At 47.8% G+C, this 14743-nt stretch carries 18 protein-coding genes; all 18 read left to right on the top strand.

The genetic code is table 11. From position 1 onward, the window contains the following. The first annotated feature begins 11 nt into the window (after positions 1-11). On the top strand, positions 12-2369 hold the full coding sequence (locus ACH9UM_RS06170; protein WP_400092414.1) for a VapE domain-containing protein: 2358 nt from the start codon (positions 12-14) through the stop codon (positions 2367-2369). Positions 2370-2586: 217 nt separating this feature from the next. Continuing rightward, positions 2587-2868 carry a VRR-NUC domain-containing protein gene (locus ACH9UM_RS06165; RefSeq protein WP_400092272.1) on the top strand — a complete coding sequence of 94 codons (282 nt, stop codon included), beginning with the start codon at positions 2587-2589 and terminating at the stop codon, positions 2866-2868. Next, entirely contained in the window at positions 2849-4222 is a 1374-nt protein-coding gene (locus ACH9UM_RS06160; RefSeq protein WP_400092270.1) for an SNF2-related protein, read from the top strand. Before ACH9UM_RS06165 ends, ACH9UM_RS06160 begins: the two co-directional genes overlap by 20 nt. Further along, positions 4206-4676, top strand: coding sequence for a hypothetical protein (locus ACH9UM_RS06155; RefSeq protein WP_400092412.1), 471 nt, complete (start codon positions 4206-4208; stop codon positions 4674-4676). Before ACH9UM_RS06160 ends, ACH9UM_RS06155 begins: the two co-directional genes overlap by 17 nt. A 9-nt stretch (positions 4677-4685) precedes the next feature. Further along, positions 4686-5048, top strand: coding sequence for a type II toxin-antitoxin system PemK/MazF family toxin (locus ACH9UM_RS06150; protein WP_400092268.1), 363 nt, complete (start codon positions 4686-4688; stop codon positions 5046-5048). A 102-nt stretch (positions 5049-5150) separates the two neighbouring features. After that, the gene (locus ACH9UM_RS06145) at positions 5151-5510 is read left to right on the top strand and encodes a 4-fold beta flower protein (RefSeq protein ID WP_055289986.1); all 360 of its coding nucleotides are present in this window, start codon (positions 5151-5153) and stop codon (positions 5508-5510) included. Positions 5511-5560: 50 nt separating this feature from the next. Continuing rightward, positions 5561-5992: a hypothetical protein gene (locus ACH9UM_RS06140; protein WP_400092265.1), complete on the top strand. Its 432-nt coding sequence runs from the start codon at positions 5561-5563 to the stop codon at positions 5990-5992. Positions 5993-6178: 186 nt separating this feature from the next. After that, positions 6179-6532 carry an HNH endonuclease gene (locus tag ACH9UM_RS06135; RefSeq protein WP_004843274.1) on the top strand — a complete coding sequence of 118 codons (354 nt, stop codon included), beginning with the start codon at positions 6179-6181 and terminating at the stop codon, positions 6530-6532. A gap of 263 nt (positions 6533-6795) precedes the next feature. Then, positions 6796-7251 (top strand): hypothetical protein, encoded by a 456-nt coding sequence (locus ACH9UM_RS06130; RefSeq protein ID WP_004843272.1) that lies wholly within the window; start codon positions 6796-6798, stop codon positions 7249-7251. Next, positions 7232-8488 carry a site-specific DNA-methyltransferase gene (locus tag ACH9UM_RS06125; protein ID WP_004843271.1) on the top strand — a complete coding sequence of 419 codons (1257 nt, stop codon included), beginning with the start codon at positions 7232-7234 and terminating at the stop codon, positions 8486-8488. The genes ACH9UM_RS06130 and ACH9UM_RS06125 overlap by 20 nt, the downstream gene beginning before the upstream one ends. Next, positions 8466-9734 (top strand): DNA cytosine methyltransferase, encoded by a 1269-nt coding sequence (locus ACH9UM_RS06120; protein ID WP_306776010.1) that lies wholly within the window; start codon positions 8466-8468, stop codon positions 9732-9734. The genes ACH9UM_RS06125 and ACH9UM_RS06120 overlap by 23 nt, the downstream gene beginning before the upstream one ends. Positions 9735-9830: 96 nt before the next feature. Then, entirely contained in the window at positions 9831-10613 is a 783-nt protein-coding gene (locus ACH9UM_RS06115; RefSeq protein ID WP_243022734.1) for a hypothetical protein, read from the top strand. Continuing rightward, positions 10601-10828, top strand: coding sequence for a DUF4314 domain-containing protein (locus tag ACH9UM_RS06110; protein ID WP_008117754.1), 228 nt, complete (start codon positions 10601-10603; stop codon positions 10826-10828). Before ACH9UM_RS06115 ends, ACH9UM_RS06110 begins: the two co-directional genes overlap by 13 nt. Before the next feature lie 122 nt (positions 10829-10950). Then, positions 10951-11898: an amidoligase family protein gene (locus tag ACH9UM_RS06105; RefSeq protein ID WP_400092260.1), complete on the top strand. Its 948-nt coding sequence runs from the start codon at positions 10951-10953 to the stop codon at positions 11896-11898. A 93-nt stretch (positions 11899-11991) separates the two neighbouring features. Continuing rightward, complete coding sequence (locus ACH9UM_RS06100) at positions 11992-12462, top strand: gamma-glutamylcyclotransferase family protein (RefSeq protein WP_004845650.1); 471 nt, start codon at positions 11992-11994, stop codon at positions 12460-12462. Beyond that, the gene (locus ACH9UM_RS06095) at positions 12452-12649 is read left to right on the top strand and encodes a hypothetical protein (protein ID WP_044997923.1); all 198 of its coding nucleotides are present in this window, start codon (positions 12452-12454) and stop codon (positions 12647-12649) included. The genes ACH9UM_RS06100 and ACH9UM_RS06095 overlap by 11 nt, the downstream gene beginning before the upstream one ends. A gap of 65 nt (positions 12650-12714) precedes the next feature. After that, entirely contained in the window at positions 12715-13194 is a 480-nt protein-coding gene (locus tag ACH9UM_RS06090) for a phage terminase small subunit P27 family (protein WP_044997925.1), read from the top strand. After that, on the top strand, positions 13194-14741 hold the full coding sequence (locus tag ACH9UM_RS06085) for a terminase TerL endonuclease subunit (RefSeq protein WP_177291157.1): 1548 nt from the start codon (positions 13194-13196) through the stop codon (positions 14739-14741). The genes ACH9UM_RS06090 and ACH9UM_RS06085 overlap by 1 nt, the downstream gene beginning before the upstream one ends. Positions 14742-14743 lie beyond the last annotated feature (2 nt).

Genomic DNA, 14743 nt, shown 5'->3' with positions numbered 1-14743 from the left:
GAAACTCAAGAATGGATAAAAAGTTTAACTGCACGGGTATGACATATGAAGATTTTGTCAGCCGTCTGTCCAAGACAAAATATACTGCGGAAACAATGGAGCAGTACAGGAAGATGCCGAAAGGAAAGCAGGACAATATCAAGGATGTCGGAGGCTTCGTGCTTGGAAAGCTGAAGGGAGGACGCAGGAAGAAGGACTGCGTGATTTCCAGATCCGCCATCACGCTTGATATGGATTACGGAACACAGGGCATCATTGATGAACTGGAAATGTTCTTTGACATGAAGATGGTGGTGTATTCCACGCATAAGCATACGCCAGAGAAACCGAGGCTGCGTATCATCATATTCCTGACAAGGGATGTGACACCCGATGAGTACGGGGCAGTCAGCCGTATGCTTGCATCGGATATCGGCATCGAACTTTTTGATGATTCCACCTATGAACCATCAAGACTTATGTACTGGCCGAGTACTTCCAGTGACGGTGAGTATGTGTTTCAGGAGATCGAAGGGAACGAAGTTGATCCTGATGAAGTGCTGTCCCGTTATAAGGACTGGCATGATGTATCAGCGTGGCCGGTCAGCAACCGTCAGGCATCCGTTGTGCAGAGGGATATCAAAAAACAGGCTGACCCGCTTTCCAAGGACGGACTGATTGGGGCCTTTAACCGCACATACACGGTGACACAGGCAATCGACAAATTCATCCCGGATGTGTACAGGCATTCAAGGGCGATCCCCGGAAGATATGACTATATCCCGGCGGACTCTGCTGCCGGAGTCGTAGTCTATGATGACCTGTTTGTATACAGTCACCATGCAACAGATCCATGCTGCGGAAAGCTGATGAATGCGTTTGATGTGGTAAGGCTTCATAAATTCGGTGACAAGGATGCAAGGGCAACCGAAGGGACAGAGCCGGGAAAACTCCCATCTTTTAAAGCCATGCAGGATTTTGCTTCTGCAGATGAAGAAGTGAAGAACACACTTGCCAAGGAAAGACAGGAGCTGGCGGTACAGGAATTTTCCACCGAGCTGGACGAGGACTGGCAGAACAAACTGGCACTTGACCGCAGGGGAAATATCAAGGATACACTGCAGAACATCGCACTGATCATCCGCAACGATGAGAATTTCAAGCATATCGTGTACAACGAGTTCAAGGATACCATTGATGTCATCGGTCCGCTTCCGTGGAAACAGGTAAAACCCGGATGGAACGATTCCGACCTTGCGAATGCAAAGGTGTATTTCGAGAGGGTGTACGGAATATGGTCACCGACCAAGTTTAAGGATGCACTGCTTGCCGTGGTGTCATCCGACAGGCTCTACCATCCGATCAAGGATTATTTTGCAACGCTTCACTGGGACGGACAGGAGCGTATCGATACACTACTCATCGACTACTTCGGTGCGAAAGATTCATCATACACAAGGGCGGTCATCCGCAAGACACTGGTGGCTGCGGTAGCACGTATCTATAAGCCGGGAGTGAAGTTCGACTCCATCCTCGTACTGAACGGACCGCAGGGAATGGGAAAATCCACCTTCTTTGCCATTCTTGGAAAGCAGTGGTTCTCGGATTCCTTATCTATTTCGGATATGAGGGATAAGACTGCTGCCGAGAAGCTGCTCGGAAACTGGATACTTGAAATCAGCGAGATGAACGGTATCCGCAAGACGGAAGTCGAGGTAGTGAAGTCCTTTGTCACCCGTCAGGATGATAAGTTCCGTCAGGCATACGGGGTCAATGTAGAGTCCCATCCAAGAAAGTGCATTATTGTGGGAAGCACCAACTCTGAGGGTGGATTCCTGCGTGACGTTACGGGCAACAGAAGATTCTGGCCCGTGCATGTGCCGGGGACAGGAAAACACCATCCGTGGGAGCTTGACTGTGTCGACCAGATCTGGGCAGAAGCGATCCATCTGTATAACGAAGGCGAGGAGCTGTTCTTAAAAGGTGCGGAGGCAGAGGAAGCATACAAGATGCAGCAGGAGGCAATGGAGTCGGATGATCGTGAGGGCATCGTGCAGGACTACCTTGACAGACTGCTGCCGGATAACTGGGCATCAATGGATATTTACCAGAGAAGGGCATTCCTCGGAGGCGGTGAGTTTGAGACGGTCGGTGTCAAAGGAACGGTCATGCGTGAGCGTGTGTGCATCATGGAGATCTGGGTGGAGTGCTTCGGCAAGGAGCGCCAGAACTTAAAGAAGGCGGATTCTTATGAAATCGAAGGCATCTTAAATAAGATCGGGGGATGGAAGAAGTATGATTCCAATACCACGGGCAAGACCAAAGTCCCCCTTTACGGAGTGCAGAAGACTTTTGTGCGGATGGATGAGAAACCAGAGGAAACCCGTTAGGCGGTTTCCGGGGTTTCCCAGATGCAGATGGGCAACGGTAGTCGGAAACCGTGCTGACACCTTGGAAAATAAGGGGTTGCGGTTCTTAGTTTCCTAGTTTCCCATTAAATCCAGTTGAGAATTAAAAATAAAGATAAAAAGAGCAATTCATGTATATATGCGCGTATAGGAGTTAAAGGCATATGGCAACCGCAATCGGCAAAGGAGGTATCTGGTTTTGCTAGAAAGTACAGTAGAGAGACATTTGAGGGAAGAAGCTAAAAAGCGGAAAGGCATGGCACTGAAGTTCGTATCACCCGGTATGAATGGAGTGCCTGACCGCATCGTCCTGATGCCGGACGGAAAAATGGCATTTGTGGAACTGAAAGCACCGGGGAAGAAGCCGAGACCGCTTCAGCTAAAGAGAAAGAGGACGCTTGAGAGGTTAGGCTTTCCCGTTTATGTAGTTGATAATATCGAACAGATCGGAGGTATCCTTGATGAAATACAAAGCACATGATTATCAGCAGTATGCGACAGATTTTATAATCGAACATCCCGTGAGCTGCCTGATCCTTGATATGGGACTTGGCAAAACGGTTATCACGCTTACGGCACTGTGGCATCTGCTGTTTGACTATTTTGAAGTAAGACGGATCTTGGTGATAGCACCGAAGCGTGTGGCAGAGACCACATGGCCGGCAGAGATAAAAAAGTGGGAGCATCTTTACGGCATGACATTTGCCGTGGCAATGGGAACTGCAGAGCAGAGAAAGGAAGCACTTCTGTCAGGAGCCGATGTGACGATTATCGGAAGGGACAATGTTTCTTGGATGACAAAAAATATATTTTTTGATTTTGACATGGTCATTATTGATGAGCTGTCGAGCTTCAAGTCCCCGAAGGCACAGAGGTTTAAAGACCTGAAAAAAGTAAGGCCGATGGCAAAACGTGTGGTCGGGCTTACGGGAACACCGGGAAACCTCATGGACTTATGGGCAGAGATCGGAATCCTTGATATGGGGCAGAGGCTTGGAAGATATATCGGCGGCTACCGTGACAGGTTCTTTCTGCCGGATAAGCGGAATCGTGAGATCATTTTTTCCTATAAGCCGAGGGAAGGGGCAGAAGAAAAAATATATGAATTGATCTCCGATATCAGCATTTCCATGAAAGCCGTGGATTATCTTGATATGCCGGAATGCGTAAGCAACCGGGTGTCCGTTTCCATGTCGGAATCCGAACAGGGGCTTTATGACAGGATGGCAGATGAAATGATCCTTGAATACGGGGAAGGGAAGGACATCGATGCGGTAAATGCAGCAGCCTTAAGCAACAAGCTCCAGCAGATGGCAAACGGTGCGGTCTATGATGAATCCGGCAATGTCCGTAACATTCATGACAGAAAACTGGATGCACTGGAAGACCTGATCGAATCGGCAAACGGAAAACCGCTTCTGGTTGCCTACTGGTTCAAGCATGACAGGGAGCGGATATTAAAACGGTTTCCGGCAAGGGATATCAATACCAAGAAGGATATTGAGGACTGGAATGAAGGGAAAATCCCGGTGGCGCTGATCCATCCGGCATCGGCAGGACACGGACTGAATCTTCAGGAAGGCGGTTCAACCATTATATGGTTCTCGCTTACATGGTCCCTCGAACTGTATCAGCAGTTGAATGCCAGACTTTACAGACAGGGGCAGAAACACACGGTTGTCATAGAGCATCTGGTGACAGAAGGAACAGTCGATGAAGATATCCTCCGGGCAATCGAGAAAAAGGATACTACACAGAATGCAATGATAGAAGCAGTAAAGGCAAGGATTGGAGGTATGACGGATGACGGCAGAAGTAATGATGAAGGAATATAAGAACATGAAAAAGGAACTGACCGTGACTGAGTTCCAGCTCCGTCAGTTTCAGGGAGTGAGCGAACAGGACATGATCGATTCCATGCTTTACTCCCATCAGGAAGGGGAAATGGTGCAGACGAGCACTCTTTCCGATAAGACGGCAAACATAGCGATCAAGTATAAGGAAGCAATGGAACGGGAGAATGACGAGTGGTACGATTTCCTTTTCCACAGATATATGTTCCTGAAGGAAGAACTGGATTTTTTCGAGCATACAGTGAACGGACTGGATGAAAGACATAGAAGCATTATCACGGATCTTCTGGATGAGGATATGACATGGGATATCATGATGGAAAGATACCATGTGAGCCATACGATGATCGGGAAATACAGGAAAGCAGCATTGAAGGAACTGGATAAACAATATGAACTGAGGGACAGACAGGTGGAAGCATTTGTCCTCGGATAGGAGGTTTTTATGTGTAAGCGTGGAGATATTTATTATGTGGATTTTGGAGAGAAGGCCGGAAGTGAACAGGGCGGTATTCGTCCGGCACTGGTGGTAAGTAATAATAAGGCAAATAAGTATTCACCTGTGGTTACGGTCATTCCGCTGTCGGCAAGGGTGTGGAAAAAGAAGTATCTCCCGACCCATGTGCAGATTCCACTGAAGAAAAGCAGCGGTCTGAATAAACCGAGCATGGCACTGGCGGAACAGGTGGAAACCCTTGATAAAACAAGGCTCGGAGAAAGAATCGGGGAAGTGCTGGATGACATGGTCATGGAGCAGATTACAGTGGCACTCCAGATACAGATAGGCGCATATGCAGAGTACAATTAAGGCAGTCAGACGGCTGTCCTTTTTTGTTTGCGTTATGGTAATATAAAATATATAAAAGCACATTGAAACTAATCAGATTTGAATTCGAAAAGGAGGATGGTTATGACTTTTTATGATTCACATGGCAAAGCAATAGCGTATTTACATGATGATGGAATTCATATTTATCTTTTTAATGGAAGACCAGTAGCATATTTATATGGTGATGCCGTTTACGGATTTAATGGTCATCAATTTGGCTGGTTTGAAGATGGTTGGATTAGGGATTTAAATGGCTGCTGCGTTTTCTTTACGGAAAATGCAACTGGCTCTGGACCAGTAAAACCAGTTAAATGTGTAAAGCCAGTCAAAGGAGCTAAATATGCGAAGCCAGCTAAATGTGCCAAGTATGCCAAACAGGCCAAGGCTGCGAAATCATTATCTTGGTCCAGATTATCTGGAAATCAGTTTTTTGAACAATAGATAAGAACGGCAATTGTGTTGACATAGAAGAATAGCAGGGGGTATTGGTGATGGAAGAAGTACAACAGAAGAATCCAGAAGAGATAGAGAATGATAAGAAGGGATTTGTTAAGTGGGTTAAAGAACATAAAGACCAGCTTGCTTTAGCGGGGGTGAGTGTTGCAGCAGTTATTGCAGTGATACTTGGACTGAAGAATAAGGATAGTATTACAAATGTATGGCTGACTTTAAAAGATGAAATCGAAAAGGGCAAACCGCTATCAGCTAAATGGTATGAAAAAGCTGACTTAGAAGAGCTTAAGGATGTAAGAGATTCTGTTCAGAAGGCATATCTGAATCCAAAACTTAGTATGGAAACCAGAGGTCATTTGTGGGATCTACTTCCAGTAATTGATAATGCAATTGGTAAGCGGGAGTGGGCAGGAAAAGAGTATGGATTTCCTGTAAAGAGCGAGAATGGCTGGCATCTGCCGAGTGATTAAAGGAATAGGTGCACTAGAGGTTTACTAAAGGTGCACTAATGGTTTACTGACTTTTTAATTTGTATCTGCTATGATTAAGATGGCAAAAAAGAAAGGGAGCGGAAACGCTCCTTTTTATGTTGCCGTAAGGCGGTGTCTTTCCAATCCTTTCACACCGCCCGTGTACATAGAAGGGAGGAATGGCAGATGCCGATGAAACCAAAGAAGCCGTGCAGACACCCCGGATGCCCAAAGCTGACAGACGGACTGTACTGTGAGGAGCATGAAGCACTGCACCGTGGTGACAGGGCGAGCAGCAGCAAGCGTGGTTACAACAGGCAGTGGCAGAAGGCAAGGGCAAGATACCTGAAGGCACATCCTTTGTGTGTTCAGTGCTTAAAGGAAGGCCATGCAGTGACAGCAACTGTGGTCGATCATATCAGACCGCACCGTGGCGATCCCGTCCTGTTCTGGGACGAGAAGAACTGGCAGAGTCTGTGCAAGCCCTGTCATGATAAAAAGACATGGAACGAAGATAACAATCCTGAGTATCGGTTCTGACGGAAGACCGTGGGGGTATCTGAATCTCTACAGTCTGAACCGCTGAAGACCGATGGCCCCCTTTGCGTGAATTTTCGCAGAATTAAACAGGGGGGATATAAAAAGGGTATGGTAATTTTCGCAGAATGTACTTAAAACACGGCAAAAAGGGGTATTTCTTTTTGCCGGAAAATCAGGAAAAAAGCATTATTTAAGGCTGGAAAACAGTGTAAAAACATTGTTTTTCCGGTCTTTTTTTGTGTGCCGGAAGGAGAGTGGAAAGGATGACGGACGCACAGGCAAAGCAGATCAATGAGATGCGGATGAAGGGGATGGGATATAAAGCCATCGGAATGGCAATCGGACTGTCCCGTGACATCGTAAGGAATTACTGCAAGAGACATAACCTTGCCGGATACGCCACGGTGGTTTCAAAAAATATGAAACTCATGGTGGACGGTAAAGAGGTGTGCCACTTCTGCGGTAATCCGATCACGCAGCCGAAGACTGGCAGACCGAGAAGGTTCTGCTGTGAAAAATGCAGAAGGGAATGGTGGAAGGCACACCCGGAAGCAGTGAAGAAAAGCGAGAAGGCTTCCTACACGCTTGTATGTGAGCAGTGCGGGAAGCCTTTCATTTCCTATGGAAACAAGAACAGAAAATACTGCGGCCGTGAATGTTATTTCCGGCACAGATTTTTAGCAGAGGAGGATATGGAAGATGCAGTTTCAGAGTTATAAAATAGCAGACCTTATCCCGGCTTCCTATAATCCGAGGAAGAAGTTAAAACCGGGTGATAAGGAATATGAAAAAATCAAGAACTCCATTAAAGAGTTTGGTTATGTCGAGCCGATCATTATCAACTCAGACATGACCATTATCGGAGGACACCAGAGAGCCACGGTCCTTGCAGACCTCGGGTACACGGAAGTGGAGTGTATCGTGGTCGATATTGACAAGACCAAGGAAAAGGCACTCAATGTTGCCCTTAATAAAATTACGGGTGAGTGGAATAAGGAACTTCTGGCAGATCTCATCAAAGACCTTGAGGATTCAGCGTTTGATGTCGGCATCACGGGCTTTGAACCGCCAGAGATCGAACAGCTTTTTAATTCCGTGCATGATAAGAAGATCACGGAAGATGACTTCGATGTGGAAGCGGAGCTTGCAAAGCCGACCGTGGCAAAGACAGGGGATGTATGGCTGCTTGGAAAGCACCGTGTCATCTGCGGTGATTCCATTCTGCCGGAAACATATGAAAGGCTGATGGATGGACGGAAAGCAAATCTTGTCCTGACTGATCCGCCATACAATGTAAATGTTGAGGAAACGGCCGGCAAGATCAAAAATGACAACATGCCGGATGAGGATTTCTATAAGTTCCTGTTTGCTGCATTTGTAAATATGGAACAGTCAATGGAACAGGATGCTTCCATTTATGTATTCCATGCGGATACGGAGGGGCTGAATTTCAGAAAGGCATTCAAGGATGCCGGATTTTATCTTTCCGGGTGCTGCATCTGGAAGAAGAATGCACTGGTTCTTGGAAGAAGCCCGTATCAGTGGCAGCATGAACCGTGTCTGTTCGGATGGAAGAAGGGCGGGAAGCACCAGTGGTATTCCGACAGGAAGCAGACCACCATCTGGGAATATGACCGTCCGAAGGCAAGCAAGGACCATCCGACCATGAAGCCTGTGGCGCTTATGGCATACCCGATCCAGAACTCCTGCATGAGCAACTGCATCGTGCTTGATCCGTTCCTTGGTTCCGGTTCTACGCTGATCGCCTGTGAACAGACACACCGTATCTGCTACGGCATCGAACTGGATGAGAAGTTTGTGGATGTGATCGTAAACCGCTACATTGAACAGTGCGGTTCGGATGCGGATGTATTTGTCATCCGTGACGATATGAAAATTTCATATCAGCAATTATGCAAGGGAGGGCAGTATAATGAAACAGATGACCTTCCTTGATTTATGTTCCGGCATCGGCGGCTTCAGGCTCGGTCTTGAAACTGCCGGCCATAAATGCATCGGGTACTGTGAATATGATAAATTTGCAAGAGCCTCATATGAGGCAATGTATGATACGGAAGGAGAGTGGAAAGCTCATGATGTCACAAAACTTAAACCCGAAGATGTCCCCTATGCAGACATCTGGTGCTTCGGATTCCCATGTCAGGACATCTCCGTTGCCGGAAAACAGCGGGGACTGGTCGGAAAAAGAAGTGGAATATATTACAACATTATTGACCTCCTCAAAGGCAAAGAGGAAAGTGCTAAACCCTCATACCTACTTGTTGAGAACGTTAAGAACCTGTTATCGATCAATGCAGGATTCGATTTTGCCTCAGTTCTGTCTGAAATGGACGAAGCAGGGTATGACTGTCGGTGGCAGGTGCTTAACTCCAAAAACTTCGGAGTCCCGCAGAACCGTGAGCGTGTGTTCATTATCGCAAATCTTAGAAGCAGAGGTAGACGAGAAATATTACCTCTCACCGGAGAAAACGCAGCAGCTCTTAACCAGCTTATAGGAGGCATGCAGGGCTACCGTGTTTATGGGACGGACGGCATTTCCGCAACCCTTGTGGGGAATGCGGGCGGTGTCGGGGCCAAGACAGGGCTTTACTTCATCGACCAGAGCAACCATGATCCGAAGATCACGGATACGGCAAGATGCCTGACAGCGAGGTACACAGCCGGGATGACCAACCATACCGCCATGAACTCAGCCGTGCTGGAAGTCCACCCGGTGCTTACACCGGAGCGGATGGAGAAACGGCAGAACGGAAGAAGGATGAAAGAGGATGGAGAGCCGATGTTCACCCTGACCTCACAGGACAGGCACGGTGTGTATGTCTGTGAAAAGGTGGATTCCGTCAAAGTGAAAAATGCCACGAAGGCAGGATATGAAGTGGCACGGGAAGGGGACGGCATCAACCTTGCCTACCCAGACAGTGAGACAAGAAGGGGAAGGGTTGGAAAAGAATGCTCCCAGACACTGGACTGTTCCGGGCAGATGGGAACGCTCATGAGGGGCGGCCGCATCAGACGGCTGACTCCGAGGGAGTGCTTCCGCTTACAGGGATTTTCTGATGAGCTTTTTGGCCGTGCCTCTGCCGTCAACTCCGATGCACAGCTTTATAAACAGGCCGGAAATGCAGTCACCGCAACGGTTGCTTATGCGGTTGCGATGTCACTTCCGGAGTCCAGAAGCTGACATTACATTTTCTTTTGGAAAGTACCATTATCTGCTTGACTATACGGGCATTCAGAGTGATATATGGTACTACCAAAAAGAAAGGAGACCAGCAGAATGGAAATTATTACAAACGCTGAGAATAGGAAAGAATTAGTAAAAGCCTTATCCGGACATTTCGGACAGAGGTCAGAATACCTTGGACCGCCATCCTTTGCATACCGCATCGGAAGCATCACGGTGGACAGGGATGCAAAGGTCATACTTGAAGATGACAGCATGGAAGACGAGGTGAGAAGAGTGCTTTTCCAGAATGATGTGGCAGAAGAGATACAGGAAACACAGACGGAGGAACCGGAAGCGGAGATCAAAATACCAATCGGCAGCATGACACCGCAGGGCATCATCAACCTGATAAACATGATGCATTCCAAACAGTACCTTATCAACAGGGCAGTCGGAAGGGAGTGCATTTCCATAGCAGACAGCCTTATAAATGCCCTTGCCGAAAGTAACTTTGAAGATACGGAGTCAGCAGCAGGGTTCATTACGGAGCAGGGCGGATGCAGCGGTGTTACCTTTGCAGATGGGAATATTGAGTTCACGGGATTTCCACATACCGATGGCATGATGGAATACTGCAGACTTGCATCGGCAATGGTAAAGAAAGCATCGGAACAGAAACGTGTGAATCCGAAACAGACCATTGAAGAGAATGAAAAATATTACATGAGGGCATGGCTGGTATCCATCGGATTTGGAGGGAGCGAAGGAAAGGAAACAAGATCCTTTTTCCTTAAGGGGCTGAAAGGTCATACGGCATTCCGGACTCCGGAAGATGCGGAAAGGTGGAAAGCCAACCGTAGGGCAGAAAGGGGGTCAACGGTATGTTCGGAGTAAGCAGACAGACACTTGAGAGATTGAGAAAGGAATATCCTTCGGGAACCAGGGTGGAGCTTATCCGCCTTGATGATCCCTACCGAAAGATCCCGTCAGGGACCATCGGAACGGTGGAGTTTGTGGATGATGCAGGACAGCTCCACACGGTATGGGACGGACACGGCTCTCTTGCGATGATCTACGGAGTGGATGAATGGCGTAAAATACAGTCATAATATACACAGTTTTTCCGGCTGATGTTTGTGCAGTTTATGGCGCATATATAACTGGATATATGTGTGTTTTAGAGCGAATATGTACCTACCGAAAGGGAAGAAAACAAACGGAGGTACAAGCCATGAACGAAAGGATTACAAAGCAGATCGAGGAAATGAAGAAACAGACCATCGGGGTCGAGGTTGAGATGAACAACATACGAAGGGATAAGGCTGCAGAACTTGCAGCGGCATTTTTCGGAACAGGAAGATTTGAAAACACGGCTTCCAGAAGCGGATATTATACATGGTCCGCATGGGATGCAAGCGGAAGGGAATGGAAATTCCAGAAGGATGTCAGCATTGCGGGACCGGATGATAAAAAATGCGAGCTGGTCACACCGATCCTTCACTACGAAGACATCGAACTTCTTCAGGAACTGATAAGAAAGCTCAGACATGCGGGAGCCAAGAGTGATGCAACAAGGGGATGCGGAGTCCACATCCACATCGGAGCAAATGGACACACACCGCAGACTTTACGAAATCTTGCAAACATCATGGCGGGACACGAGAACCTTTTAGCGGATGCCTTAAACCTCGACAGCTGGCGGATGAACCGCTACTGCAAAACGGTAGACCCAAGATTCCTTAAGGAACTCAATAAAAAGAAACCAAAAACGATGGCAGCCCTTGCAGACATCTGGTACACGGCAAACGGGGCAAGCTACGGAAGAGACCACCATTACAATGACAGCCGATACCATATGTTAAACTACCATGCAACATTCACAAAGGGAACGGTCGAGTTCAGACTTTTCCAATTTGATGCTCCGGCTGACGGAAAGCTGAACGGACTGCATGCGGGACAGCTGAAAAGCTACATCCAGCTCTGCCTTGCCTTAAGCCAGATGGCAAAGGAAGTAAGGACGGCAAGCCCGAAACCGCAGCAGACAGAAAATCCGAAATATGCAATGAGGACATGGCTTTTACGCCTCGGATTCATCGGGGATGAATTCAAGACCGCAAGGGACATCCTTACAAAGAGACTTGCAGGAGACACCGCTTTCAGAAACGGAAGGGCTGCTTGAAGAGAACAGCCTTCTGCCACCTTGGAGCACTGACCGCCATGAGCGGTCTTAAGGTGGTAGAAGGGTGTTCCCTTCAGAAAGGATGGAAACAATATGAAAAGATATTACATTGCTTATGGCAGCAACCTGAACATCAGACAGATGCGGATACGATGCCCTCACGCAAGAGTGATTGGTACTGCAGTTATACACGATTATGAGCTTCTCTTTAAAGGAAGCCGTACGGGAGCCTATCTTACCATTGAGCCGAAGGAAGGCAGCGAGGTTCCCGTGGCGGTATGGGAAGTCACGGAGTCGGATGAGGCGGCACTTGACCGCTACGAAGGATATCCGGCGTTTTATTACAAAAAAGAAATGGAACTCGATATCAGAGGCATCCGTACGGGGAAGATACGCAGAAGGAAGTGCTTTGTGTACATCATGCATGAAGAACGGAAGATAGGAGTACCTTCCCTTTCGTATGTCAGCACATGCCTTCAGGGGTACATCAGCTTTGGCTTTGACGAGCAATACCTTTCCGAGGCACAGATCAAAGCAGTGGAGGTGGCAGGACATGAAGAGTGAAACACTGCACATACGGATATGCCCCCGCTGTGGGGCAAGATACGCAAGGACACCCGCCCTTTCAAGGGCAGACGGCAGAACGCTTATCTGCCCGGACTGCGGAACCCGTGAGGCACTTGCAAGCATGGGCGTGAGCAGAGAAGAACAGGAAGAAATTATAGAGACCATACACAGGTCAAACAGATAGTGGTTATGTAAAAAGGCTTCTTCGGGAGTCTTTTTTGTTGCCATTTTTACAGGGAGGTGAGGACAGTGGCACAAAGAGGAAGAAAACCAAAACCAACGGCAGTCAAGGTGCTTGAGGGAAATCCGGGCAAGAGAAGCCTTAATACAGGCGAACCAAAGCCGGAGAAAAAGGCCCCGCGCTGTCCGGCATGGCTCGAGGATGAGGCAAAGAAAGAATGGAGAAGGATGGCGAAACAGTTGGAGCATCTCGGCATCCTGACAGAAATAGATATGGCAGCATTCGCAGGATACTGTCAGGCATATGCGAGATGGAAAGAGGCAGAGGAGTTCATTACACAGCACGGGACCATCGTAAAGACCCCGAGCGGATACTGGCAGCAGGTACCGCAGGTATCCATCGCACAGACATATTTGAAGATCATGAATAAGTTCTGTGAGCAGTTTGGACTGACCCCGTCTGCAAGAAGCCGTATCTCCACGGACAGCATGGAAGATAAGCAGAATGATGAAATGGAGCTTCTGCTTGTGAAAGGCGGTGCAGGATAATGTTTGATGAGGCAAAAGCAGACCATGCAGTCAATTTTATAAACTGCCTGAAACACACCAAAGGAAGGTGGAGGGGAGTTCCGTTTGAACTTCTCCCCTGGCAGGATGAGATCATCCGTACCCTTTATGGGACAGTAAAGGAAAACGGATACAGGCAGTACAATACCTGTTACTGTGAGATACCGAAGAAAAATGGAAAATCGGAGCTGGCGGCTGCCATTGCACTGTATATGACATGCGGTGACGGTGAATGGGGAGCAGAGGTTTACGGCTGTGCTTCCGACAGGCAGCAGGCTTCCATCGTATTTGATGTTGCGGTGGATATGGTAGACCAGTGTCCGGCACTGAAGAAAAGGATCAAGCCTGTCATGTCCGTAAAAAGGCTTGTATATAAACCGACCAACAGCTTCTATCAGGTGCTGTCGGCAGAGGCATACACCAAGCACGGTCTGAATGTCCATGCGGTCATATTTGATGAGCTGCATGCACAGCCGAACCGGGAACTGTTCGATGTCATGACCAAAGGTTCTGGTGATGCCAGAACACAGCCATTGTTCTTCCTGATCACAACAGCTGGGACAGACAGGAATTCCGTGTGTTTTGAACAGCATCAGAAGGCTTTGGATATTATTGAAGGAAGAAAAATCGACCCGACTTTTTATCCGGTAATTTATGGGGCATCTGATGAGGATGACTGGTCGAGTGAGGATGTGTGGTATAAGGCAAATCCGTCACTTGGATACACGATTGACATTGAGAAAGTGCAGAATGCATATATCAGTGCAAAAGAGAATGCAGCAGAGGAGAATGTGTTCCGGCAGCTCCGTCTGAATCAGTGGGTGAAACAGAGCACCCGGTGGATGCAGATGGATAAGTGGGATGCCTGTTCCTTTGCAGTGAATGAAGAGGAGCTTCTCGGAAGGAAATGCTATGGCGGACTCGACCTTTCAAGTTCCACGGATATCACGGCATTCGTGCTTGTGTTCCCGCCAAGGAATGATACCGAGAAGTATGTGATCCTTCCGTATTTCTGGATACCGGAGGATAACATGAAGCTGCGTGTACGAAGGGATCATGTTCCGTATGATGTTTGGGCAGCCGAAGGGTGTTTAAAGACTACGGAAGGAAATGTCATCCATTATGGATTCATTGAGCAGTTCATTGATGAACTCGGTACGAAGTTTCATATTAAGGAAATCGCCTTTGACCGATGGGGAGCGGTACAGATGGTACAGAACCTTGAGGGCATGGGATTTACCGTTGTTCCTTTCGGACAGGGCTATAAGGATATGAGTCCACCGACCAAGGAGCTGATGAAGCTGACACTGGAAGGGCGGATCGCACATGGCGGTCATAAGGTGCTGCGGTGGATGATGGATAATGTGTTTGTCCGTCAGGATCCCGCAGGAAACATCAAAATGGATAAAGAAAAATCCACAGAGAAGATCGATGGGGCTGTTGCAACCGTTATGGCACTTGACCGTGCAATCAGAAACGAAGGTAGTGACGGAAGTGTATATGATGACAGAGGAATTATAGTATTTTAACA

It is taken from the genome of Mediterraneibacter torques, from assembly GCF_044591705.1.
In the GTDB taxonomy this organism is placed as follows: Bacteria; Bacillota; Clostridia; order Lachnospirales; family Lachnospiraceae; genus Mediterraneibacter; species Mediterraneibacter torques.
This window is presented reverse-complemented; position numbering and strand designations above follow the sequence as displayed.